This window comes from Mesorhizobium sp. ESP6-5 (assembly GCF_020164695.1).
GTDB classification, from domain to species: domain Bacteria; phylum Pseudomonadota; class Alphaproteobacteria; order Rhizobiales; family Rhizobiaceae; genus Mesorhizobium; species Mesorhizobium australicum.
Genome location: NZ_JAIUGR010000005.1, coordinates 347,739 through 370,719, shown reverse-complemented (window position 1 = coordinate 370,719; position 22,981 = coordinate 347,739). Strand labels below are relative to the sequence as shown.

The 22,981-nt window shown below is 58.8% G+C and carries 22 protein-coding genes; all 22 read left to right on the top strand.

Annotation, left to right across the window (positions count from 1 at the left end; genetic code table 11):
• Window positions 1-72 precede the first annotated feature (72 nt).
• The 22 genes from LB524_RS10970 to LB524_RS10865 all read left to right on the top strand — a co-directional run bounded on the left by LB524_RS10970 (window position 73) and on the right by LB524_RS10865 (window position 22,977).
• On the top strand, window positions 73-768 hold the full coding sequence (locus LB524_RS10970; protein WP_181173065.1) for a class I SAM-dependent methyltransferase: 696 nt from the start codon (window positions 73-75) through the stop codon (window positions 766-768).
• 112 nt (window positions 769-880) lie between these two features.
• Entirely contained in the window at window positions 881-2,050 is a 1,170-nt protein-coding gene (locus tag LB524_RS10965; protein ID WP_140726519.1) for a glycosyltransferase, read from the top strand.
• On the top strand, window positions 1,941-3,182 hold the full coding sequence (locus LB524_RS10960; protein WP_140717751.1) for a glycosyltransferase: 1,242 nt from the start codon (window positions 1,941-1,943) through the stop codon (window positions 3,180-3,182). Before LB524_RS10965 ends, LB524_RS10960 begins: the two co-directional genes overlap by 110 nt.
• 74 nt (window positions 3,183-3,256) lie before the next feature.
• Window positions 3,257-4,069: a class I SAM-dependent methyltransferase gene (locus LB524_RS10955; protein WP_041163501.1), complete on the top strand. Its 813-nt coding sequence runs from the start codon at window positions 3,257-3,259 to the stop codon at window positions 4,067-4,069.
• Between the two features lie 129 nt (window positions 4,070-4,198).
• A complete protein-coding gene (locus tag LB524_RS10950) occupies window positions 4,199-5,443 on the top strand; it encodes a hypothetical protein (RefSeq protein ID WP_224526035.1) in 1,245 nt (414 codons plus the stop codon).
• A complete protein-coding gene (locus tag LB524_RS10945; RefSeq protein WP_318012224.1) occupies window positions 5,367-6,182 on the top strand; it encodes a lipopolysaccharide biosynthesis protein in 816 nt (271 codons plus the stop codon). The genes LB524_RS10950 and LB524_RS10945 overlap by 77 nt, the downstream gene beginning before the upstream one ends.
• Window positions 6,146-6,781, top strand: a complete 636-nt coding sequence (locus tag LB524_RS10940) for a lipopolysaccharide biosynthesis protein (RefSeq protein ID WP_224526034.1) — start codon at window positions 6,146-6,148, stop codon at window positions 6,779-6,781. The genes LB524_RS10945 and LB524_RS10940 overlap by 37 nt, the downstream gene beginning before the upstream one ends.
• Before the next feature lie 176 nt (window positions 6,782-6,957).
• A complete protein-coding gene (locus LB524_RS10935) occupies window positions 6,958-7,908 on the top strand; it encodes a glycosyltransferase family 4 protein (protein WP_224526031.1) in 951 nt (316 codons plus the stop codon).
• Window positions 7,909-7,942: 34 nt separating this feature from the next.
• Complete coding sequence (locus tag LB524_RS28980) at window positions 7,943-9,070, top strand: glycosyltransferase family 4 protein (protein ID WP_224526028.1); 1,128 nt, start codon at window positions 7,943-7,945, stop codon at window positions 9,068-9,070.
• A 437-nt stretch (window positions 9,071-9,507) separates the two neighbouring features.
• Complete coding sequence (locus LB524_RS10925; RefSeq protein ID WP_224526027.1) at window positions 9,508-9,996, top strand: hypothetical protein; 489 nt, start codon at window positions 9,508-9,510, stop codon at window positions 9,994-9,996.
• Window positions 9,997-10,279: 283 nt separating this feature from the next.
• Window positions 10,280-10,627, top strand: coding sequence for a hypothetical protein (locus tag LB524_RS10920; RefSeq protein ID WP_224526020.1), 348 nt, complete (start codon window positions 10,280-10,282; stop codon window positions 10,625-10,627).
• 125 nt (window positions 10,628-10,752) lie between these two features.
• The gene (locus tag LB524_RS10915) at window positions 10,753-11,565 is read left to right on the top strand and encodes a tyrosine-protein phosphatase (RefSeq protein WP_224526018.1); all 813 of its coding nucleotides are present in this window, start codon (window positions 10,753-10,755) and stop codon (window positions 11,563-11,565) included.
• A gap of 32 nt (window positions 11,566-11,597) precedes the next feature.
• Entirely contained in the window at window positions 11,598-12,335 is a 738-nt protein-coding gene (locus LB524_RS10910; protein ID WP_224526015.1) for a polysaccharide biosynthesis/export family protein, read from the top strand.
• 45 nt (window positions 12,336-12,380) lie between these two features.
• Window positions 12,381-14,759: a GumC family protein gene (locus LB524_RS10905; protein WP_224526011.1), complete on the top strand. Its 2,379-nt coding sequence runs from the start codon at window positions 12,381-12,383 to the stop codon at window positions 14,757-14,759.
• Window positions 14,647-15,906, top strand: coding sequence for a tetratricopeptide repeat protein (locus LB524_RS10900; protein WP_224525982.1), 1,260 nt, complete (start codon window positions 14,647-14,649; stop codon window positions 15,904-15,906). The genes LB524_RS10905 and LB524_RS10900 overlap by 113 nt, the downstream gene beginning before the upstream one ends.
• Window positions 15,903-17,243 carry an O-antigen ligase family protein gene (locus tag LB524_RS10895; protein WP_224525979.1) on the top strand — a complete coding sequence of 447 codons (1,341 nt, stop codon included), beginning with the start codon at window positions 15,903-15,905 and terminating at the stop codon, window positions 17,241-17,243. Before LB524_RS10900 ends, LB524_RS10895 begins: the two co-directional genes overlap by 4 nt.
• 151 nt (window positions 17,244-17,394) lie before the next feature.
• A complete protein-coding gene (gene rfbA, locus LB524_RS10890; RefSeq protein WP_140618669.1) occupies window positions 17,395-18,276 on the top strand; it encodes a glucose-1-phosphate thymidylyltransferase RfbA in 882 nt (293 codons plus the stop codon).
• The gene (rfbC, locus tag LB524_RS10885) at window positions 18,277-18,831 is read left to right on the top strand and encodes a dTDP-4-dehydrorhamnose 3,5-epimerase (protein ID WP_224525975.1); all 555 of its coding nucleotides are present in this window, start codon (window positions 18,277-18,279) and stop codon (window positions 18,829-18,831) included.
• A 25-nt stretch (window positions 18,832-18,856) separates the two neighbouring features.
• Complete coding sequence (gene rfbB / locus LB524_RS10880; RefSeq protein WP_140788277.1) at window positions 18,857-19,927, top strand: dTDP-glucose 4,6-dehydratase; 1,071 nt, start codon at window positions 18,857-18,859, stop codon at window positions 19,925-19,927.
• The gene (gene rfbD / locus LB524_RS10875; protein WP_224525972.1) at window positions 19,924-20,805 is read left to right on the top strand and encodes a dTDP-4-dehydrorhamnose reductase; all 882 of its coding nucleotides are present in this window, start codon (window positions 19,924-19,926) and stop codon (window positions 20,803-20,805) included. Before rfbB ends, rfbD begins: the two co-directional genes overlap by 4 nt.
• On the top strand, window positions 20,805-21,623 hold the full coding sequence (locus LB524_RS10870) for an ABC transporter permease (protein WP_224525970.1): 819 nt from the start codon (window positions 20,805-20,807) through the stop codon (window positions 21,621-21,623). The genes rfbD and LB524_RS10870 overlap by 1 nt, the downstream gene beginning before the upstream one ends.
• Window positions 21,613-22,977: an ABC transporter ATP-binding protein gene (locus tag LB524_RS10865; protein ID WP_224525968.1), complete on the top strand. Its 1,365-nt coding sequence runs from the start codon at window positions 21,613-21,615 to the stop codon at window positions 22,975-22,977. Before LB524_RS10870 ends, LB524_RS10865 begins: the two co-directional genes overlap by 11 nt.
• Window positions 22,978-22,981 lie beyond the last annotated feature (4 nt).

Here is a 22,981-nt window from a genome sequence, read left to right as displayed (position 1 = left end):
AAGGAGGCAGTGTCGTTGCTGAGGGGGTTTGTACGCGCGAACGTGGCGGTCTCTGAATATCTTGACAGGGCTTTGCCGCCACGCCTTCGCGCGGACGGCAATAGCACGTTTGCGACCGAAATCGCGCCGGCGCTGCTGTCTCCGGACACATTGGTCTACGATCTGGGTGGAGGCGCAAGACCGCTCGTCAGCCTGCCGCAGAAGCGGTGCCTCGGGCTCGTCGTGGTCGGGCTTGATCTCGCTGCCGAGGAACTGTCCAAGGCCCCCGATGGACTCTATGACGAGCAGATCGAGGCGGACCTTACCGTGTTCAAGGGAAGGCAGGACGCTGATCTGGTCATATGCCAGGCGACCCTGGAACATGTTCGCGACGGAGAGGGCGCGCTTCGCGGCATCGCCAGTTGCGTCAAGCCGGGCGGTTTGGTTGCCATTTTCTCGCCGTCACGCAATGCCGTTTTCGCCAGGTTGAACCTGATTTTGCCAGAGAGGATCAAGCGGCGGCTGCTGTTTGCCATCTATCCCGACAAAGGCAGGGGTCATGACGGATTTCCGGCTTTCTATGACAAATGCCTGCCAAGCGAAGTGGAAAGGATCGCGGCGCAAAATGGGCTGGAGCTTGTCCAGCGGCGCCTGTTCTGGAGAAGTTCATACTTCTATTCCTTCGTGCCGGCTTTCCTCGCCTGGCGCCTCTGGCTTGGCATCGCCGCTCTCTTGCTCGGCAAGGATGCGGCGGAGACCTATGCCTATGTCTTTCGGCGAAAACAGTGATCCGTCGAAGATATTCTCCGCCGGTCCTGGCCCGTTTCCGGTTGCGCCTGCTTTCCAACGGGAGAGCTAGAGCCGAACGAGGCGGTATGGCGGCGACCGGGCTTCGAACCGGATGAAGCGAACGAGGAAAGATATAAAGTCGCCGGGCGGTCCGGATGCCCGGATCGCCGTCTTCATCCCCTCGCTGCGGGCAGGTGGCACCGAGCGCGCGATGCTTACCCTGGCCCGGGAATTCGATCGGCGTGGGCTGGTGACGCATCTCGTACTTGGATGTGCGATAGGTGAATATCTTCCCCTGGTTCCCGACACGATAAGGATAGTGGATCTGCAGGCGTCTCGCATGCTGTTTTCCCTGTCCGGCCTTATTCGCTACGTCAAGGCGGAGCAGCCGCGGGTGATGCTGGCGGCGCTGCCTCACGCGAACATCCTGGCAATAGTGTCGTCCTTCCTGTCACGGCAAGGGGTGCGTACGGTCATATCCGAGAGAAGCAACCTGTCCAGGACCCTTGCGGATACGAAACTGATCCGTGAGAGATTTCTGCCGTTCCTCATGCGAATGACATACGGTTATGCTGACAGGATAATAGCCGTCTCACATGGCGTTGCGGACGATCTGATCAGGCGCATCGGGCTCGACCCGAATTCTGTCGAAGTGATCCACAACCCGTTGGATATAGAACACATTCAGGCACAGGCCAGCGCGCCCATCGATCATCCGTTCGCGGACGAGGACGGCAGGTCCCTGCTGGTCGCCGTCGGTCGCCTTGATTTCGCAAAGGACCATGCCACTCTGATTAGCAGCTTTTCACAGGTCGTAAGGAAACGACCCGTCAAACTGGCGATTGTTGGGGAAGGGCCGCTGCGCGCGTCGCTGCAGACGATGATCGATGAACTCGAGTTGCGTTCCTCGGTCGCCCTGGTCGGCTTTTCGAAAAATCCGTATCCGTGGATGCACCGCGCCGCGCTGTTTCTCCATTCGTCGCGAAGGGAGGGCTTTCCCAATACGATTATCGAAGCCATGGCCTGCGGAGCCAGGGTGGTGAGCACAAATTGCGAAAGCGGCCCTGCGGAAATCCTGGAGGACGGCAAGTGGGGGCGGCTTGTCGCGGTGGGCGACGTGCAAGCCTTCGCGGCCGCGATATTGGCCGGCCTCGATGACGTCAGCCCACCCGATGTCAGACGTCGAGCCCAGGATTTCAGTGTCGAAAAAGTGGCTGACGCGTATCTGCTCGCGATGGGTATGGGCCTGGCGAGCGCCACCCGAAAGGAGCTCCCGGATTAAAGTCCTGCATGTCATCACCGGGCTGCACAATGGCGGTGCTGAGGCGGCTTTGTTCCGTCTCTGCATGGCCGAGCACACTCATTCGCACGCAGTGGTCTCGCTTTCCGACGAAGGAAAATATGGCCCGCTGCTTCGGGAGGCGGGGGTGCCCCTGACCTGTCTGTCGATGCCGAAGGGAAGGCTAAGCCTCGGCGGGCTCGCGGCATTTCGGCGTGTCTTGTCAGCCCATCCGCCTGATATCGTCCAGTGCTGGATGTACCACGCAAATCTGGTTGGAGGCGTCCTGTCTCGGCTTGCGGGTATCCGGCTGGTGGTTTGGGGAATGCACAATTCCGGTCTGGATCCGCTTGTCGCCCCCTTGGCCACGCGGATGGCGGACCGGGCCTGCGCGCTGATATCCCGGGTGGTCCCGACCCAGATCGTGAGCTGTTCGCAACAGGCGTCACGGCGCCATATGAGTGCGGGTTACTCGGCTTCGAACTGGACGATAATTCCGAACGGTTATGATCTGGCTGTCTTCGAGCCGGATGAGAGGGCGCGCAGTCGGCTGCGTCGGGCCTGGTCGATAGATGAAGGCCAATTCGTCATCGGAAGCGTCGCCCGCTGGCATCCCGACAAGGATCACAGGAATCTCGCCGCTGCCTTGGCCAAGCTGTCCGCGCGCGCCGAGTTCCCTTTCAAATGTATTCTCGCCGGCCCCGGAATCTCTCCTGAAAATACCGACCTTGCCGGACTGCTGGACCGTTACGGCGTTCGCGACAAGGTGATGCTGCTTGGTCCGAGCGACGGTGTCGCTGCTCTCATGAGTGCGTTCGACATCCATGTCCTTGCCTCGAGGCGCGAGGCATTCCCTAACGTCGTCGCCGAAGCCATGGCGTGCGGTACGCCTTGCGTAGCGACGGATGTCGGCGATATCGGCATGATTGTCGGCAACACCGGATGTGTTGTTCCGAGCCGGGATCCCGACGCGCTTTCTCGCGCCATTACAAACATGGCTCTGGAAAACCGTGACTCGCCATCCTGGGAGACAAGACAGCAGGCATGCCGCAACCGCGTCGCTTCCGATTTTTCAGTTGAGCGGATGGCAAGGGCATACAGCGCGCTATGGGAGAGATTGTCTGCCAAGGGCTAGCGCACGGAAAACGACCAGGAACAGACAATTATATGTTAAGCTTGCGAGTCATCAGGCAGACGGTGGGGATTGTCATGTTGGAAACCGACAAGCTGTTCGCGGGCTCAATTCCGGAAAACTACGACCGCTACATGGTGCCTTTGATCTTTGAGCCGTTCGCTGCGGATATCGCGCGGCGAGCAGCGGCCCTATCGCCCGGCGCGGTCCTGGAAATCGCCGCGGGCACCGGGGTCGTCACCCGCGCATTGGCGCCAAGACTGTCGCCCGACGCAAGCTATGTCGTGACCGACCTAAACCAGCCGATGCTCGACTACGCTGCTTCGCGACAAACTCCTGATAGCCGCATCGAGTGGCGCCAAGCGGATGCGATGGCGCTGCCATTTGAAGATGCGGCCTTCGATCTTGTCTGTTGTCAGTTCGGTGCGATGTTCTTTCCGAACCGCACGTCTGCTTATCGCGAAGCCAGGCGGGTCCTGAAGCCCGGCGGACGGTTTTTGTTCAATGTATGGGATCGCATCGAGGAGAATGTGTTCGCCGATGACGTGACCAACGCTCTGGCACGGATCTTTCCCGACGATCCCCCGCGCTTCCTGGCACGCACGCCGCACGGCTATCACGACAAGGTGCTGATCCGTCGCGACCTAGAGGATGCAGGCTTCTCTCGAGTGGTGATCGAGACGAGAGCCGAACAGAGCCGCGCATCCTCGCCACGCCTTCCGGCCGTTGCCTACTGTCAAGGCACTGTTCTTCGCACCGAAATCGAGGCCAGGGAAGCTGGAAAACTGGAAGCTGCAACCGATTACGCGGCATCCGCCATCGCAGACCGACACGGCAGCGGTGAAGTCGCCGCCAAAATTCAGGCCCATGTAATCATGGCCGAGGTCTAGGTGTCGGCAGGCCCGTTCCGCACGACATGTCGCCCGCCGTACCGCACTCGGATGGCATTCGGAGGGCCGCAGATACCAGCCGGATTTGTGAGCCGCCGGGCGTGAGGATATTGGGAGCTAGGCAATAGGGTGAAGGCGCGGAACGTCAGAAGAGATTACCTGGTTTCACCCTTTGCGCTTACGCCGCAAATGCTTTTGCTTATATCGAGCCTACTTTATTTTGTTCCATTTCTTGCCGGCGGCTTTCAGTACGTTGACGTTGGCGGAAGGAAGTATGATTTTACATATGATTTGGGCACGGGGTATGCCATCGCCGTTTCCATGGTTTGCATCGCCGCAGCGATGGTTGGCTTCGTTCCGAGACGCCAGAGTTTCGAAATTGAGGGAGATAGCCAAGGAGAGTCGTTGATAATAATCGCGATGATCATTATTTTCGGCGGAATTTCGATTGCGAACCCGGCACTTTTCTCCGCGTCTAAGGCGGATGTTTTATCGTCAACTGGTCGGTTTCAGTATATATTTTACAATGCTTGTATCATCGGCGTGGTCTTTGGGGCTCTGTCTGGATGGAGGAAATCCAAGCTTGTTATGGCCCTGAGCTGGCTAGGACTAATTTTAACGCTCTATATTGGGCATAGATCCTCAGTTGCGATAACTATCCTATCTTTACTGTATGTAAGATACAGGAATGTTCCGTTGATGATGATAAGAAAACGGTATGTCATTGGCGGGCTTTCAGCATTATTTTTTCTGGCAGTGTACAAGTCGGTCTACTCCGCGGTGAAGGCGGGGAATTTCGAGCTTGTCGGCCAAAAAATAAAGTTCGACCATTTGTCAGATTCCACCCTTGTCGGGTTGGAGCAGTTCGTGACATTGGCTCATTTGGACCTTGTCGTAAAATATAACTACACCTTGCCTTGTTCCAATCTCTGGTTGGTGCTGCTTTCTTTCATTCCATTTTCGGATGCGGTCTTCGGCAAGGATGGCTGTACTTACAACGAGCAGGTCCAGCCGCTGCTTTTTCCGGGCTACAGTGGCGGTGTGGCGGCAAATATCTGGGCGGAGTTCTATGCAAATTTCGGATACGCCGGATTTCCGCTGCTCGTCATTATTCTTTCCCTGGTCTGTGTCGCCATCGAAGCAATAATCCGCAACGTGCGCAGCGCGACGCTCAAGTCTGGTCTGATCGTGGCGATCATCCACCTCACATTCTACATCCAGCGCAAGGAACTGCTCGGCGCGTTCATCTCCGCCAAGCGGGTCATCCTTGTGTCGCTTTTCATATTCGGGCTGGTGTATGTCCATCGAAAGTGCTTCCCGCAAGCGCCTGCGATGGAAGCGGGAGTGCGGGGCCTGCGCCGGGACCATGGCTGAGGACATGACGGCGATAGCCAAACCTTCTGGATGGATACGCGCGCGCAGGGTCGCTCGGGACGTCACCATGACCACATCCTCAAGTGGAGTGGCGGCTTTGTGTTCCGTCATCGCGTTGGCGCTCAATGCACGCTCGCTCGGCCCCGGAGATTTTGGCACCCTCGCCGTAATCCAGGCCTATGTCACGTTCATCTCCGGCCTCGCTACGTTTGAGAGTTGGCAGCCTGTCATCAGGCTGTCCGCCAGGTCCCGCTCGCGCCTTGGCCGGGCAGCTTCATGCGGGATCGCGCTCGACGTTTCGGCGGCCGTTGTCGCCACTGCGGTGGCGGTTGGTGGGGTCCTGCTGTTTGGGGAGTCGATCGGCGTATCCCACCAGGATCGGCTTCTGGCGCTGATCTATAGTCTCACCTTGCTGGCCAGCCTCGCGGGCACCCCCAAAGGCGTGCTTCGCCTGAATGGGCGGTACGACGTCATTGCCGGCAATCAACTCGCCCAGGGGGCTGCCGTGGTTGTTGCCTCGCTCGTCCTTTGGGCCATCGAAGCGCCTCTGATCGCCTATGTGGCTGTGTTGGCGGCGATCGGTGCGCTCTACAATCTGGCGCTGTTCGTCCGGCTGCTTGTCTATGCCCGACGCGAGAACATCAAACTATTCAATCCGCTTCGTTCCGTTCCAGGCGGCGTTTCTTTTGGACATTCCTTGTCATGGCCACCGGGACCAGTGTGCTGTCGACCCTGGTGAGTGCTAGACGACATGTAGCCTTGTTCCTTGTCGCCGGTCTTTTAGGAGATGTTGCCGCCGGCGCCTATTCCGTGGCGTCGCGTCTGGCGACGATGATGTCCCGGCTGACTGGGCCCTTGAACCAGGTGATCTTTCCCGAACTCGCGAGACTGTCCAACGAAGAATCTCCGTCCCGCCTAAACAGGCTGAACGCCCGCATCACGATGGTCTCGGCATGTGTCGCCGCGGGCATGGCGGCGGGCGGTGTCGTGCTGCAAAAATTCATCGTGGTTCTGGCCGCCGGTTCGGCCTATGCCGATGCCTCGCTGCTTTTCGCTATCTTGTTCGCGGCCGAGTGTCTCGGCCTGGCCGGAATGCATTTCAATCCTTTGATCCAGGTTCTGGCCGGAACAAAACCGCTTCTCAAGATCATGGCGTCGGCATTCATCGTCTACCTGCCGCTTTCGTTCGTCCTGTCGGGGTGGATCGGAATTCCGGGTATCGCCTGGGCCGGTCTGATCGCATCGGCGCTGGTCTACACGGCAATGATGGTGGTTTCGCAATTATTGCTGAAAAAGCAGATCCGAATCACGGAAAATATCCCAGGTCTGACAGTTTGAGATACTTGTTTTGCCTACCAAGATACCACACCAATGTTGTGCCTTGGGTGCGCATACTGACCTCGGCCGGGCATCATGTTGCAATCGACGTCGTCGAAACAGGGGCAACGGAGAATTACACACTTGTTTCTCCCAATGTAGTGGCACCATCGGCGCTGTCACGAAGAGTTATGCACATGGGTCCGAGCGATATCCCAAACTCGCCCTTTTCCTTTCCCGGTCTTGTTTCCTACTGGAGACATCTTCGGGTCGAGAATCCCGATGTGGTGATCGTGCGCGGCGTGACGCGATGGTTCTGCAGGGTCGCCGCGTTGTGTGCGATTTTGCAAGGCCGCAAGCTGGTTATCTACGATCAGGAGGATGTCAGGCCTCAGGCATGGAGCGGCACATGGATCCGCAGAGCTGTCTTTCGGCAACTCGGGATTGCGCACTTCACGTCACGGCTCCCGTCGAATCCTGGCTCCGTCGGTGCGGGAGGCGCCATGCCCCTGCCATTCGGAAATCCCTTCGAGCCGATCCGGATCGGAGCGCTGCGAGGCAGGCCGTTGCATTCGCCGCCCCGAATCCTGATGGTGGCAAAATACCGGGAGCGAAAGGGGCACAGTTTGCTTCTGAGGGCACTGGCGGTGATCTCGGCGTCCACACCATTCTCCATAACATTGTGCGGCGAGGAGGCGACGCATTCCGACGCGGCTTTTTGTGAGGCCTTGCGGCAAGAGGCCCAAGCGCTTGGACTGGCGGACAGACTTCGGTTTCAAAACAACATAGCTCATGACAGGATGATCTCGATCTATGCCAGCCATGATCTCTTGATATTGCCCTCGCGTACGGAACCTGCCGCGGTATCTCCCGTCGAGGCCGCCTGGGCGGGATGTGCCGTATTGATGTCGCGCGACAGCGGCACGAGGCATTACCTCCCTGCGGGGTCCGGGTTCGACTTTGACCCAGACGACCCGCAAGACATCGCTCGCGCGGTTGCCGGGCTTATTGCCGGGCCCGAGGACCTGCGGCTTGCAAGGGATGCATGTTTCACGCGCATCTCCTCGGTGGCCGATGACGATGTGATCTTGCGGTTGTTCGAGACTTTTGGGACTGGAACCGTGCGGACGCGCGCGTCGATGAGCTGAAGGACATCCGGAGGGGCGGGGAGTGGGGTCCGAGGTGGGAAGGAAGATTGTCATCTCGATCAACACGTCGTGGAACGTCGTCAATTTCCGCAGAGGCCTGATCGAGGCGTTGCGGCGGCGTGGCTATGATGTCGTCGTCGTCGCGCCGAGGGACGAGTATTCATCCTTGATCCCACGGATGGGTTGCCGCCACGTCGATATCGAAATCGACAATTCCGGCACCTCGCCTTTTCGCGACCTTGCGCTTCTGTGGCGCTACTGGCTTATCCTGCGCCGCGAGAAGCCGCTGGCGTTCGTAGGCTTCACCATCAAGCCCAACGTGTTTGGCTCGATGGCTGCAAACCTGAATGGCATTCCGGTCATAAACAATGTTTCGGGGCTCGGCACTGTCTTCCTCCAGGGCGGCCTTCTCCAGGGAATCGCCAAAGCCCTTTATCGCCTGGCGCTGGCCCGTTCGAAGGTGATCTTCTTTCAGAACGACGACGACCGGATGCTGTTCGTCGGCGCGCGCATCGTGCGCAAGGAACGGACCGCGCTGTTGCCCGGCTCAGGCGTCGATCTCGCGCGCTTCTCGCCGTCGCCGCGCCAGCGCGCGCCGTCCAGCGCCATCGTGTTTCTGCTGGTGGCCAGGCTGCTATGGGACAAGGGTGTAGGTGAGTTCATCGAGGCTGCCCGCCTCGTCCGTCGCCAAGCGCCTGCGGTGCGCTTCCAACTCCTTGGCTTTCTCGATGTCGAGAACCGAACCGCGGTCAGCCGCGCCGAAATCGAGCAATGGGTCGACGAGGGTTTGGTCGAGTATCTCGGTGCCACCGACGACGTTCGCCCTTTCCTGGACGCTGCCGATTGTGTCGTCCTGCCTTCCTACAGGGAGGGGACCCCACGCTCACTGCTCGAGGCGGCCGCGATGGGCAAACCTCTGATCGCCACGGACGTGCCCGGTTGCAAGGAGGTGGTGGACCATGCCGTCAACGGTTTCCTTTGCAAGGTCAGGGATGCCAGCGACCTGTCGGCACGGATGATCGATTTCGTGACGATGGACGGCCACTCCAGGGACGCGATGGGGAACGAGAGCCGGAAAAAGGTTGAACGGCAGTTTTCGGAAACGATCGTCGTCGAGAGCTACATGCATCAGATAGAGAAGCTTACGGCTGCCGCCACGTGATGAGCGGCCATCGCCTTCCGCTTCTCGGCCGTGAGCCGGCTGACACCGGATCTATTTCCGTCTTAGCGGCCGATCGCCGGGGCTTCATGAGCCGCTGCCAGTCCACGATTGTCCGATCAGGCGCAAGCTGCCGTGGCTGCATCGGTGATGGTGAACCACCTTCCCGTTCGCCAAGTCTGATCAGGAGCGCTCGCGCGCAGTCACGGGGCAAAGGATATCTCAATTGTTTTTCGGGTAATCTGAAATTCGCCGGCGATAATCAGAACTTTTCATGCGCTATTGCTAAAATGGTGAGCTCCCAAAAGGCACGAGGCAAGTCAAAATTCTAGCGCCGGCGCGAAACAGGTTGGAATTGTGGCAAAAAACTGTTACGCGCTGATGTCATAAACTTTTGATTTGCAAGTTCCAAGGAGCGGCTTCGAGAGAAGGCAAAACGAATGAATCTCATCGTCAGAACCGTGGTGGTTGGATTTGTTGTTTCCGTCGGTTTCGGTTCCGCTTCCGCATTTGCTCAGAAAGCATCTTGCAGTTGCGCGACTGCCTATCATGGTGCGTCAAATCCGGTTGGATCCATTGTTTCCGCGAATGGCGATGTGATGGTGTCGCAGGCCGCCGGCTACGGCCCGGCCAAGGCAGGAAATATGCTTGATTCCGGCAGTCGTGTGGTGGTCGGCGCCAAGGGGTCGGCGTCCGTGGCCGTTGGCGGCTGCAACCTGGATGTGCCGGCGAGTTCGAGCCTGGATGTCTCTCGCGTCGAGGGCAACATCTGCCTCAAGCTGATTGGCTCCGAGCAGACCGCCGCCATCCAGCAGTCTGGCGGAGCGGTCGGCGGTTTCGGTCCGCCCGAGGGAATTTTTTCTGGTGCGCTTCTTGCGACCGGCGTGCTTGCGGCTACGCAGGACGACGACAGCGCTGTCAGCCGTTGAAGGCTGTGGCCCATTGCCGTGATTGGCCGCGGCGCGCCGATAGTGTCTTTAGATGGGTTCGTTAACTATATTGCATTAGTAGTTGTTGAAATAGTGTGGGCGATCCTGGCGGGGAATAGCTGGTTTCGATGGGGCGGAAATGACGGGTCGAGTTGGAGTTGTTATTGCTTTTGTAGCGCTCGCAGCGGGAAATGTTTTGTTTGCCGGGTCCGCGGCTTTCGCACAGGCAGCGCAGTGTTCCTGCCTTGCGGCCATACCGGTTTCGGGAAGTGTGATCGGCCAGTTGACCAACGTCCAGGGTGACGTGCGGATGTCACAGGCTGGCGGTTATACCGGTGTGAATGGCGAGGCGCCGGTCTATTCGGGCGCACGCATCATGACGGGGGCGCAGGCTTCGGCTTCCCTGGTTGTGGGCACCAATTGCGCGTTCAACGTTCCGGCGAATGTGACCGTCCAGATCGACCCTGCCGAGGGCGGTATGTGCGTGTCGTTCGATGCACCGCAAGCCGCTGTCGTGCCGGCCGGTTCCGAGCCCGGCGTTTTGCCGGTTCTCCTCGGTGCCGGTGCGATTGGCGGTGGCGCGGCCCTTCTTCTCGGCCTGCAGGATGACGATGACGCCGTCAGCCGCTAGTCGGTCCCCAGCGTTCCTGTTCTGCGTAAGCTTGTGAAATGCGTCATTCGCCGCCATGCGGGTGATGCGTTTGTATTTTGTCGAGGCAGCGGCGTCGCTTTGCCTCCATGCAGACAGAAACGCCAATGATTGACCTGCATTCCCATATTCTGCCTGGTCTCGACGATGGCTCTTCCAGTCTGGCTGAATCGCTCGAAATGGCGCGGCTGGCAGCGGCTGATGGGACAACGCATATGGTGTGCACCCCGCACGTCATGCCCGGCGTCTATGAGAACAGCACGACAAATATTGCCCAGGCAGTCGAGGCGCTGGTCAGGGAACTTGCTTGCGCCAGCATCCCGCTTGTCCTCTACGTCGGCGCCGAGGTTCATGTTTCGCCTGATCTTCCCGACCGGCTGAAGCTCGGCAAAGTGCCGACGTTGAACGGATCGCGCTATTTCCTCTTTGAGCCACCGCATCACATCTTGCCGCCGCGGCTCGAGGATCTCGCTTCCCGCCTCGTTGGCGCGGGCTATATTCCGATCCTGACCCATCCTGAACGGTTGACCTGGATCAAATCGAACTATGACGTAGTCGAGCGATTGAACGCATTGGGCTGCCTTATCCAGCTCACGGCGGATTCGGTCGTAGGAGCCTTTGGCCGGACCGCTCTCTACTACTCGGAAAAGCTGCTCGACGAAGGCAGGGTGGACATCATCGCATCCGATGCGCACGGCCCGTCGAGGCGTCGGCCGGGGCTTTCCCAGGCGGTGGTCGCCATCGCAAATCGGTGCGGCGAAGATGAAGCCTACAATATGGCGGTGAAACGCCCGGGCGCGATATTGCAGAATCAGCTGCTCGCGCCCATTGGAAAAGTGAGCACCAAGAAATTGTATGCCGGCAGCGCGAGCCGTTTCGGCGGATTGGGTCGGCTGTTCAAGAGCGGGTCTCTGGGATGAACATTTTCGATCTTGCCAGAAACAATGCAGGTATGCCGACGCTGGCCGCGTTGCTTGCACTCTCTGCTTGCGCGAGCTCTTCTTCGACATCATCGACGGCCTCCGTCGAAGCGTTGCAACCGACATCGTCTTCGACGGCCCTTGCCGGCGGTGGTGCGCTGCAGGTGGTGAAAGACCTGCCAGCGCCGCAAAACACGCAAAATGGCAGCGAGCAGCCGCTGTCAGCCAACGACGTGCTCGAAGTCAGCGTCTTCCAGGTCGATAATTTGAACAGGACCGTTCAGGTCGATGCCAGCGGCCAGATTTCCCTTCCGCTCATTGGCGCGATGACCGCGGCCGGCAAGACCGTTCGTCAGCTCGAGAAGGAAATCGAGACCGCGTACGGCGCAAAATATCTGCAATCGCCCGACGTGACGATTTTCGTGAAGGAATCGGTAGGCCAGCGCATTACGGTCGACGGCGAAGTCAACAGGGCAGGCATCTATCCGGTGTCCAGCAGCGCTTCCCTGCTGGATGCGATCGCGCTCGCCGGAGGATTCAATGCTGTCGGCGACGCCGGCAAGGTCTTCGTCTATCGCAATTTTGGCCAGAGCAGGCTGGTCGCCAACTACAATGTCGAGGAAATTCGCGCAGGCAAGAATCGCAACCCGCGCATCTACGGCGGCGACGTGATCGTCGTTTTCGCTTCGAAGTCGAAAATCGCGATGAACAATCTCAAGGACGCGTTGGGTCTCGCCTCGAGCGCGGCCCGCATTGCGGTCATTCCATAAGACAGGCACGGCCGGCCCACGGACAAACCAGGATGACTTTGCGCCATGCTCGATCGCAACAGGCAGCCCCAAATTGCCGGTCCCGGACATGGCCAAGCCCTGTCCGCGGATCTTTATTACGATGGGGCGCAGAATTATAGCCCGTATGGCCGTGACTATGCCGCCCAGGACGAGGGCTTCAATCCGCTCCGTTTGCTGTTCTATGTCATCCAGTATCGCTGGCTGATCGTCATGATGGCCGTGGCGGGCCTCGTCGCCGGTGTCATTGTGACGATGATGCAGACACCCAAATATCAAGCGACGACGCAGCTGGAGGTTCTGGTCCCTTCGGCAAAGGTCTTCCAGGACATTGAGGTGGTTTCCGAAAACAGTGACGTCCGGGCGTTTCTGACCGCCCGGGAGAAATTGAAGAGCAGGGCCTTGGCGCAGCGCGTGGTCTTTCAACTGGGCCTAGCCGAAAAGCCGGACTTCCTGTTTCCGACTCCGAGTTTTTCAATCGGCAACATCTTCTACCGCGCCTTCGGAATTTCCAAATCGCCCTCGATCCAGGAAAAGACGCCCGAAGAGCGGGAAGGCATGGCGATCAAGCGCGTCCTCGATGACCTCACGGTCAATCTGGTGACGAACACCAGCCTGTTGTCGATCACCTTCGTCGACCAGAAGCCGAAATATGCGAGCGATGTCGCCAATCAGGTCGCCCAGAGCTTCATCGATCAACGTCTCGACCAGACCAGCGAGACGTCGGATCTGGCAAGGCAGTTCATTCAGGAGCAGGTCCTGCAGGTCAAACAGAAGCTGCAGAAGTCCGAGGAGGAACTGGTCGCCTATGCCAAGGATGCCGGCATTACCGTCACCGGCGGCGACAAATCGCTGATCGGGTCAAACATCGAGGCCCTCAACACGGCACTCGCGACCGCAATCCAGGAGCGTCTCGATGCCGGGCGGATGGTGGATCAGGTGGACAAGGGGCGTGGCGCCAGTCTCGGTCCGGTTCTGGAGAGCGAAGGCCTGCAGAAGCTCAGTGAAAAGCTCGCGGACCTCACAAGCCAATACCAGCAGAAATTAGGCATCCTGAAACCTGGCTTTCCAGAAATGCAGCAGTTGCAGTCGCAGATCAAGGAACTGCAGCGGCTCTACAACAATGGCGTACTGGCGATAACGGACTCGCTACGGTTGAAATTTCAGGAAGCGCAGAACAAGGAAGCCGACCTCAAGGCCAAGCTCACGGAGCTGGAAAAGCAGCAGATCGTCTTCAACGACAAGAACATCAAATACACCATCCTCAAGCGCGAGGTCGATTCCAACCGGTCGCAGTATGACGGCCTGATCGCCAAGCTGAACGAAGTCGGCGTGAGTTCTGAGCTCAAGACGCAAAGCGCTGCCGTTGTCGATGTCGCGACCCGGCCCTTGAGCCCTTATTCTCCTCGCCTCAGCATCAATCTTGCAATAGCCTTGGTGCTCTTCATGGCCTTGAGTGCGTCGATCATCTACATCGTCGAATTGCTCAACAACACCTTCACAAATCCGGAGCAGGTCGAAAAAGAACTCGGATTGGCCATGCTCGGCATCTTGCCGCTCGTCGATGACCGGGAACTCATAGCCAGCATAGCCGATCAGAAGTCGGGGCTTTCGGAGGCCTATCGTTCGTTGCGGACGTCGCTGCAATTCTCAGGAGCGGAAGGGGCGCCGCGTTCGCTGCTGGTGACCAGCTCCGAACCGTCGGAGGGTAAATCGACCACATCGTTCAAGCTTGGCCAGGATTTTGCCGCTCTCGGCGCAAAGGTTCTGCTTGTCGACGGTGATTTGCGCAAACCCAATCTGCATCGGCTGTTCGGCCTCGACAACGCGATCGGCTTGAGCAATCTCCTGACAAACACCGTTCGCAAGGAAGATCTGGCCGGTATCTTCAGAGCGACGAAATATCCCAATGTGACTGTTCTGACGTCGGGGACGATACCGCCGAACCCGGCGGACCTGCTCTCTTCGCCCAAAATGGCGCTGATCATCACCAATCTCGGCAAGCGCTTCGATCTGGTCATCATAGATGCGCCGCCCGTCGTTGGCCTTTCGGATGCGCCGATCCTCGGCCGGCTTGCCGAAGGCACGCTGATGGTGATTTCCACCAACCAGGTAACCCGCAAATCCGCCAAAACGGCTCTGAAGCGTCTACGAGCAGCCGGAGCGAATGTCATCGGGGCAGCGATGTCGAAATTCCAGGTGAAGAAGTTCGACTACAACTACGCCTACAAATACATGAATTCCCAGTATTACGAATACGGCACGAATACCCCGAAAATCGAGGGCAAAGTCGATGGTGGAGCAGGCCAGCCCGCGCATGCAAAGTCTCCTGCGTTCAGGCGTTTGGTTCGTCGCCTCCGTTCTGGTGTTGATGGCTTCGTCGACCGGGCTAAGTCGTCTTCTTGAGACGGGAACGCCAAGCGTCTCTCTCGCGCTGGATCCGTTGAACGTAGATGCTTTGATAGGCGAGATCGCCGGCGAACTGAACCAGACGAACGACGGTGCCGATCTCGACGGGTTGGCCGCAAAGGCCCGGAATGCGCTTCGCTTCAACGTCGCGGATGCACGCCTCTATAGCCTGATCGGTGAGATCAAGTATCGCCAGGGCGAGAAGGACCAGGCGTTCGAACTCTTTGATCGGGCTCGAATGCTGTCCAAGACCGAAATACACGCATTGCGGAGATCCATCGATCGCTCCGTCGAGACGGACAACATGGTAAGGGCTGTAGCCGAGATCGATATCTTGCTGCGTCGGTGGCCTGATCAATTTTCAACCGTGGCCGCCGGTTGGCCGGCCATTCTCGCCAATCCCGAAGGGTACGGGGCCGTGCTCGCCGCCATCCGGGCGGAGGCGCCATGGCGGGGCAAGCTTTTTTCGACCCTTGGCCAGAACCCCCAGGGTTTGGCAGCCGCAAACCAACTGTTGCTCGATCTCGCGGGGTCCCCGACGTCTCCAACGTCCAACGAATTGTCGGCCGTGATCGATGGCTACATCAAGCAAAGGCAATATGACCCGGCCTATCGGCTGTTTCTCTTCAGCCTGTCCGACGAGGAACGGAAACTGGGCGGCTACATTTTCAACGGCGGCTTCGAACCGGTCCACAGCGGCAAACCATTCGACTGGGTGATACACGACCGGTCGGGTATGGAGATCACCTTCGCCGGATCGCGGGATGCAGGTGAAAGCGACAGAGGAGCGACGATTCGATTTCTGAACACGCCCGTCAAGAACGCGGCGCTTCAGCAATTTATCGAACTTCCTCCTGGCTCCTACAGGATTTCCCTGAACGCTTCGGCCACGAATCTCAAACTGCCGAAGGATTTGTTCTGGTCTCTCAGGTGCGTCGCTCCCTCACGCGAGATAGCCCGCTTCAACATACCGGAAGGCACCTTCAACAGGCGAAGCCTGAGCCTGGACTTCACGGTTGGGCCGGCGGCGTGCCCGATGCAGTTGCTGAGACTGGAAACGGCCACGATCGCACAGAGTTGGCGGTTTCGGTATGTCGGGACGTTGGTCATGCACAAATTGAGCATCGAAAGAGTATCGTTGTGAGAGAACGGTCGCGACAGCCCACGCAGTGGGACAAATATCTGCTTGGCTCGGTGCTCTTTCTATCCATGCTGATTGGTGGCGGCACCGCGAGCGGTCTGTACACCGAGATGCTGATCGAGATTGCGGCGGTCATCTGCGCCGCGGCGATCCTCTCGAGGCCGTCGCAACAGGCAATTCCCCGCGCCGTGTTGTGGTTGCTTGCTCTTGTGGTTGCGGTGTTCTGTTTTCAGGTCGTGCCGCTGCCCGCGACCCTGCTCGAGGGGGTACGGCCCGCGGTGCTGCTTGCGGATCCATGGCTGGATGGCGAAAGCCGGTTGCGCTTCGTCAGCGTCGGAGTGGGGCGCACCATCGAGTGCATGCTCTATTTTGTCGCGGCCGCGGCGTTCTTCCTCGCCGTCCTGCGCCTGCGCGCCGAGCAGGTCCACGGTCTTCTGCCGTTCTTTTTCATGGGGGTGATCTGCAATGGCCTGGCGGCGGCGATCCAGTATTCGCTCTCCGATACCGTCGCCATCGAGGGACTGCTGCCGTTTACCATCAATGCGGGTCTCTTTGCCAACCAGAACCACTTCTCGGCCTTGCTCTTCGTCTCGATCCCCTTCGTGGTATATTATGGCTTGTTCCGCGGCCACCTTCTGTCAGGAGCGCTCGGTCTGGTAACCCTCCTGCTGCTGCTTCTGGCCGCCGGTTCGCGGGCCGGCATTTTGATCGGGCTGGCGATCACCGCCATCTCCGTTGTCTTCCTGTCCGCGCGCTCGAGGGTTGGTGGTTATGGCATCCTCGCGGTTTTCATCGGCCTTTCGATCTACACGATCGGCGCGTGGGCAAAGATCGATGCCAAAGTGGTCGACCCGGCCTTCGGACGAGCCGAATTCGCACGGACCACGGTTGAGGGAATTGAACAGAATTGGACCACCGGTGTCGGATTTGGCGCTTTTCAGAAGGTTTACCAGATCCATGAAAAAGGCAGCATGATCTTCAAGTCTTATGTCAATCATGCGCACAACGATTATCTGGAATTGGCGCTAGAGGGCGGTTTGCCAGTTATCTTGCTGATGGTTGCCTATGCGGTGCTGCTGTCCGCATCGTCCACCAGAATTCGCGGGGAACCGTTGCAGAAGGCGGCTTTTCTGTCGCTAGCTTTTCTGCTCGTTCATTCCCTCGTCGATTATCCCCTGCGAACCGCCGCCCTTGCGATGACGTTTGCCTGTTTGAACGGTATTGTCTTTCACCGCGGTTTTGCCGATCGGCTCAACCAGAGGGATGAATTGGGCAAGGCCAGCCGCCGCGACGAGGACAATCTGCTTGTCCCGGCCAGGGCATCGGCCTTGCCAAGGTAGGACCAGGTGGGTTCGGCCGAAGCGGGAGGCGCCAGCCGATTGCCCGTGCGTGGCCAATGCGTTTGTTGTGTGCCGCATTGACAAGCCAATGCATGAAACCTAAGCACAGGCAATCAGGGCCGGGGGGCTTTGGCATGTCGAGGAGAGCTTCTTGAAAGGAATTATCCTTGCTGGAGGCAGTGGAACGCGTCTCTATCCACTAACATTAGCAGTCTCTAAGCAAATTCTTCCCATCTACGACAAGCCGATGATCTATTATCCGCTGAGCGTTCTGATGCTCGCGGGGATAAGAGAGATCCTGGTCATTTCGACGCCGCGTGATCTGCCGGCTTTCCGTGACTTGCTCGGCGACGGATCGGACTTCGGGCTGGCACTGTCCTACGCCGAGCAGCCGCAGCCCAATGGCCTCGCCGAAGCCTTCATCATCGGCCGCGATTTCATCGGCAAGGACAGCGTGTCGATGATCCTGGGCGACAACATCTATTTTGGCGACGGGCTGTCGCAGCTTTGCCGCGCCGCTGCATCGCGCCAGACAGGCGCTTCGGTGTTCGCCTACCATGTCGAGGATCCTGAACGCTATGGCGTGGTGTCCTTCGACAAGGCGACCGGGACCGCGCTGACGATCGAGGAAAAGCCACAAAGCCCGAAGTCCAACTGGGCCGTCACGGGTCTCTATTTCTACGACAATGACGTCGTCGACATCGCCCCGACCATCCGCCCTTCGGCGCGGGGCGAGATCGAGATCACGGCGGTCAACAATGTCTATCTCGAGCGCGGACAGCTCCATGTTCACCGGCTGGGACGCGGCTATGCCTGGCTCGACACCGGCACGCATGACAGCCTGCATGAAGCCTCTTCCTTCGTGCGCACGATCGAACACCGCCAGGGCATCAAGGTCGCCTGTCCGGAGGAAATCGCCTTCGAACAAGGCTGGCTGAGCGCTGACGAGGTGTTGCAGCGTGCAGCTCGCCTGGGAAAGAACGAATACGCCGCCTATCTGCGCCGGCGTGTCGCCGATCTGTCGGAGGGCTAGATGCTGGAGGTGAGATCCCTTGGCATCGACGGGGTGCTGGAAATCGTTCCCAAACGCCATGGCGATGCGCGCGGTTTCTTCATGGAAACCTACAATGCCGAGCTCTTTTCGCAGGCCGGGATCGACCTGGTTTTCGTGCAGGACAACCACTCCTATTCCGCCGCCGCGGGCGTGCTGCGCGGGCTCCATTACCAGCTGGCGCCGCGTGCCCAGGACAAGCTGCTGCGGGTGATCCGCGGCAGCATTCTCGATGTCGCGGTCGACATCCGCCGCGCCTCGAAAACCTTCGGAAAATGGGTCGCCCTCGAAGTGTCGGCGCAAAAAGGCAACCAGATCCTGGTGCCGAAGGGCTTCGCGCACGGCTTCGTCACGCTCGTGCCCGACACCGAGGTGCTGTACAAGGTGACCGACACCTATTCGCCCGAGCATGACCGGTCGATCCGTTTCGACGATCCTACCATCGGCATCGGATGGCCGTCGCTGGCCGGCGGCTTCCAGCTTTCGGACAAGGACCTCAAGGCGCCGCTGCTCGCCGTCGCCGAGGTATTCGCCTGATGGGTATTTGCGTGAGGACTGCGGTATGAATTTTCTGGTGACGGGCGGTGCCGGCTTCATCGGCTCGGCGGTATGCCGGCATTTGTGCGCCAACCCGGCCTACCGGGTGACCAATCTCGACAAGCTGACCTATGCGGGCAATCTGGCCTCGCTGCGGCCGATCGAGAACGCCGATAATTATAGCTTCGCCCAGGCCGACATCTGTGACGAGAGGACGGTGCTCGACCTTCTGCGCCGGCACGATATCGACATCGTCATGAACCTGGCCGCCGAGAGCCATGTCGACCGCTCGATCGACGGACCGGGCGCCTTCATCGAGACCAACATCGTCGGCACCTACAAGATCCTCAACGCCGCGCTGGAATACTGGCGTGGCCTGTCCGACGACAGGAAAAGCCGCTTCCGCTTCCATCACGTCTCCACCGACGAGGTGTTCGGCGACCTGCCTTTCGACGGCGGCATGTTCGTCGAGGAGACGCCCTACGCGCCGTCCTCGCCCTATTCCGCCTCGAAGGCGGCCTCGGACCATCTGGTGCGCGCCTGGCACGAGACCTACGGCCTGCCGGTCGTGCTTTCCAACTGTTCGAACAATTACGGCCCCTATCATTTTCCCGAGAAGCTGATCCCCCTCGTCATCCTCAACGCGCTCGACGAAAAGCCGCTGCCGGTCTATGGCGCCGGCGCCAATGTGCGCGACTGGCTGTTCGTCGAGGATCACGCGCGCGCCCTGGAACTCGTCGCCACGAAAGGGCAACCGGGCGAGAGCTACAATGTCGGCGGCAATTCGGAACGCACCAACCTTGCCGTCGTCGAGACGATCTGCGACCTGCTCGACACCAGGCGTCCGCGCGCCGGCGGCAGGCGCTATCGCGAGCTGATCTCCTTCGTCACCGACCGTCCCGGCCACGACCGCCGCTACGCCATCGACGCCACCAAGATAAGCCGCGAGCTCGGCTGGACCCCCAGGGAGAATTTCGACAGCGGCCTTGCCAGGACCGTGGACTGGTTCCTCGACAACGAATGGTGGTGGGGGCCGATCCGCGAACAGCGCTATGCCGGCGAAAGACTGGGCGAAGCCCGCAAGGTGGGCGCGTGAGGCTGCTTGTCACCGGACGCGACGGCCAGGTCGCGGCAAGCCTGCTCGCGGCCGGCCAGGCGCGCGCCGGCGTGGAGGTCGTCGCCATCGGTCGCCCGGAGCTTGACCTGGCACGGCCCGACACCATCATCGACGCCATCGCGGGTGCCAAGCCTGATATCGTCGTATCCGCCGCCGCCTATACCGCCGTCGACCAGGCCGAGGACGAGCCCGATCTGGCCTTTGCGGTCAACGCGACCGGTGCCGGCAAGGTGGCGGAGGCTGCGGCGCGGCTGGGCGTGCCGGTCATTCACCTGTCGACCGACTATGTCTTCGACGGCACCAAGGCCGATGCCTATGTCGAAACCGACCCGACTGCGCCGCTTGGTGTCTACGGCGCCTCCAAGCTCGCCGGCGAGCAGGCGGTGGCATCAGCCAATCCGCGCCACCTGATCCTGCGCACCGCCTGGGTTTACAGTCCGTTCGGCAAGAATTTCGCGAAAACCATGCTGCGGCTGGCCGCCGACCGCGATGAGATTTCGGTGGTATCAGATCAATGGGGAAATCCCACATCCGCCCTTGATATCGCCGACGCGATCCTGCATACGGCCGCACTGCTGCATGGCGACAAGGACTTCGCCGCATTCGGCACCTATCACCTAGCCGGCACGGGCGAGACCAACTGGAGCGGCTTTGCCCGTCATATCCTCGACACAAGCCGGGGGTTTGGTGGTCCCTGGGCGCGGGTACGGGATATCACGACGATGGACTACCCAACCAAGGCGCGCCGCCCTGTCAACTCGCGGCTGTCGAGCGCGAAATTCGCGAGCGCGTTCGCGTGGACGGCGCCGGACTGGCGGAAGTCGACGGAAAAGGCAGCTGCTCGGCTTGTCTCCTAATGCAACAGTTTCAAATTTCTCCGCTGGAAATGGTTCGCGGCTTGTGGCGCAATCGCTCCCTTATTGGAGCTTCGATCAAACGCGAAATATTCGGACGTTATCGAGGGTCGTTCCTGGGGATTTTATGGTCATTTTTTAATCCGCTTTTGATGTTGGCGATATATACTTTCGTATTTGGCACCGTTCTCAAGGCTCGCTGGGGAGGTGGCGTCGGATCTCAAGTGCAGTTCGCTCTCATCCTTTTCGCAGGGTTGATCATTTTTAACCTTTTCGCGGAGTCAATAAACCGAGCTCCAACTTTAATTGTTTCAAACCCAAATTACGTCAAGAAAATCGTATTCCCGCTTGAAATACTGCCGTGTGTCGTCATTGGTTCCGCAGTGTTCCATCTTTTGATAAGTCTTGGGGTTTGGTTTTTGGCCTACGTTGTGCTTTATGGCATACCTCCGATCACCGTGATATATTTCCCTTTGGTGCTTCTGCCGTTTTTGATCTTCATATTGGGTTTGAGTTGGATGCTCGCGTCGCTAGGGGTATTTCTGCGTGACGTCTCGCAGTTCATCGGTATCCTTATAACGGCGATGATGTTTCTGTCGCCCGTATTCTACCCGGCGAGCGCGCTGCCGGAAGTCTATCGCCCGCTGCTCTATCTGAATCCGCTGACACCTGCGATCGAGTATTCACGTGACGTGCTCTACTGGGGCAAACAGCCGGATTTCACGCTTCTCGCCGTCTATCTGTTGGCAGCCTCCCTGTTTGCCTGGCTCGGCTTTGCCTGGTTCCAGCGGACCCGGAAAGGATTTGCCGATGTCCTCTGATGTATCGGTCAAGGTGGAAAATCTGAGCAAATGTTATCAGATTTACGACCGACCTCGTGACCGACTTAAGCAGTTCGTGATGCCGCGCCTTCACCGCAATGTCGGGATGCAACCACGACAATACTTTCGCGAATTTTGGGCGCTCAAAGACGTCTCGCTGGAGGTCAAAAAAGGCGAAACCGTTGGCATCATCGGTCGCAACGGCAGCGGAAAATCGACGCTTCTGCAGATGATTTGCGGCACCCTCAATCCGACCAGCGGCCAGATCCAAACCAACGGAAGGATCGCAGCGCTTCTGGAGCTCGGTTCTGGTTTCAATCCGGAGTTCACGGGGCGCGAAAACATACACCTGAACGCCGCAATACTGGGTTTAAGTCCGGAAGAGACTGAAGCCCGCTTCGATGATATCGCCATTTTTGCCGATATAGGTGATTTTCTTGAGCAGCCTGTGAAGAGTTATTCCAGCGGGATGGTGGTGCGATTAGCATTTGCCGTTCAGGCCATGATCAACCCTGATATTCTCGTGGTAGACGAGGCCCTGGCTGTCGGCGACGAGAAATTCCAGCGCAAATGTTTCGCGCGACTGGAGGAGTTGAAGGGCAGAGGAACATCGATCCTGTTCGTTTCCCATTCGGCGCCCAGTATCATCGAATTGTGCGACCGGGCATTGCTTCTCGATCGAGGGGCGCGGATTATGTACACGTCGCCACAGCAGGCCATACGCGCCTACCAGAAAATAATATATGCACCAGACAAGGAGCACCAACTCCTTGTCGAGAGCTATAGGGCGGCCGATCAGAGCGGCGAAGCGCCAGCCGTTGACGGCGAGTTTCCTGTCCTTGAGGTATCAGAGAAGGCTTCGGACGAAAACGCCGCAACATTCGATCCCGGGCTCATTCCGGAAACGACGTCTATTTACCCTGTTCAGGGAGCGGAGATCGAAAACATAGCCATATTCGACGAGAACGATAATGCTGTGAATGTCCTGAACCCAGGATCGGTCTATCAGTTTGAAATCTCGGGAAAGTTTATTGACAGCCTTCCTGGCGTTTACTTCGGGATACATATTCGCAATATCTCTGGAGCGGTCATCACGGGGCAGAGATATCCAGAGGAAGGCAGCTTTGTCAGGGCCGTCCGAGGCGGGGGCGAATTCAAGGTCAGGTTCTCGTTCAACATGAGCCTTATCTCGGGCGTGTATTTTGTCGGTGGCGGCGTTTGGTCTGCCGAAGAACCGACCTGCGCTCATCGAATAATGGATGCAATTATGTTTCGTGTGTTAGCGGCGGGAAAGCCTAGTTCATTTGGGTATGTGAACTTGAGTGCGGGTCAACCTCGCCTTGAGACGGCTTAAGTCA

What these genes read in the sequence shown, in the direction of transcription:
- LB524_RS10965 (WP_140726519.1), top strand. Translation starts at nt 881, where the DNA reads ATGAAGCGAACGAGGAAAGATATAAAGTCGCCGGGCGGTCCGGATGCC.
- LB524_RS10960 (WP_140717751.1), top strand. Translation starts at nt 1,941, where the DNA reads ATGTCAGACGTCGAGCCCAGGATTTCAGTGTCGAAAAAGTGGCTGACG.
- LB524_RS10955 (WP_041163501.1), top strand. Translation starts at nt 3,257, where the DNA reads ATGTTGGAAACCGACAAGCTGTTCGCGGGCTCAATTCCGGAAAACTAC.
- LB524_RS10945 (WP_318012224.1), top strand. Translation starts at nt 5,367, where the DNA reads ATGTCCATCGAAAGTGCTTCCCGCAAGCGCCTGCGATGGAAGCGGGAG.
- LB524_RS10940 (WP_224526034.1), top strand. Translation starts at nt 6,146, where the DNA reads ATGGCCACCGGGACCAGTGTGCTGTCGACCCTGGTGAGTGCTAGACGA.
- LB524_RS10935 (WP_224526031.1), top strand. Translation starts at nt 6,958, where the DNA reads ATGGGTCCGAGCGATATCCCAAACTCGCCCTTTTCCTTTCCCGGTCTT.
- LB524_RS10925 (WP_224526027.1), top strand. Translation starts at nt 9,508, where the DNA reads ATGAATCTCATCGTCAGAACCGTGGTGGTTGGATTTGTTGTTTCCGTC.
- LB524_RS10915 (WP_224526018.1), top strand. Translation starts at nt 10,753, where the DNA reads ATGATTGACCTGCATTCCCATATTCTGCCTGGTCTCGACGATGGCTCT.
- LB524_RS10910 (WP_224526015.1), top strand. Translation starts at nt 11,598, where the DNA reads ATGCCGACGCTGGCCGCGTTGCTTGCACTCTCTGCTTGCGCGAGCTCT.
- LB524_RS10905 (WP_224526011.1), top strand. Translation starts at nt 12,381, where the DNA reads ATGCTCGATCGCAACAGGCAGCCCCAAATTGCCGGTCCCGGACATGGC.
- LB524_RS10900 (WP_224525982.1), top strand. Translation starts at nt 14,647, where the DNA reads ATGGTGGAGCAGGCCAGCCCGCGCATGCAAAGTCTCCTGCGTTCAGGC.
- rfbC (WP_224525975.1), top strand. Translation starts at nt 18,277, where the DNA reads ATGCTGGAGGTGAGATCCCTTGGCATCGACGGGGTGCTGGAAATCGTT.
- rfbB (WP_140788277.1), top strand. Translation starts at nt 18,857, where the DNA reads ATGAATTTTCTGGTGACGGGCGGTGCCGGCTTCATCGGCTCGGCGGTA.
- LB524_RS10870 (WP_224525970.1), top strand. Translation starts at nt 20,805, where the DNA reads ATGCAACAGTTTCAAATTTCTCCGCTGGAAATGGTTCGCGGCTTGTGG.
- LB524_RS10865 (WP_224525968.1), top strand. Translation starts at nt 21,613, where the DNA reads ATGTCCTCTGATGTATCGGTCAAGGTGGAAAATCTGAGCAAATGTTAT.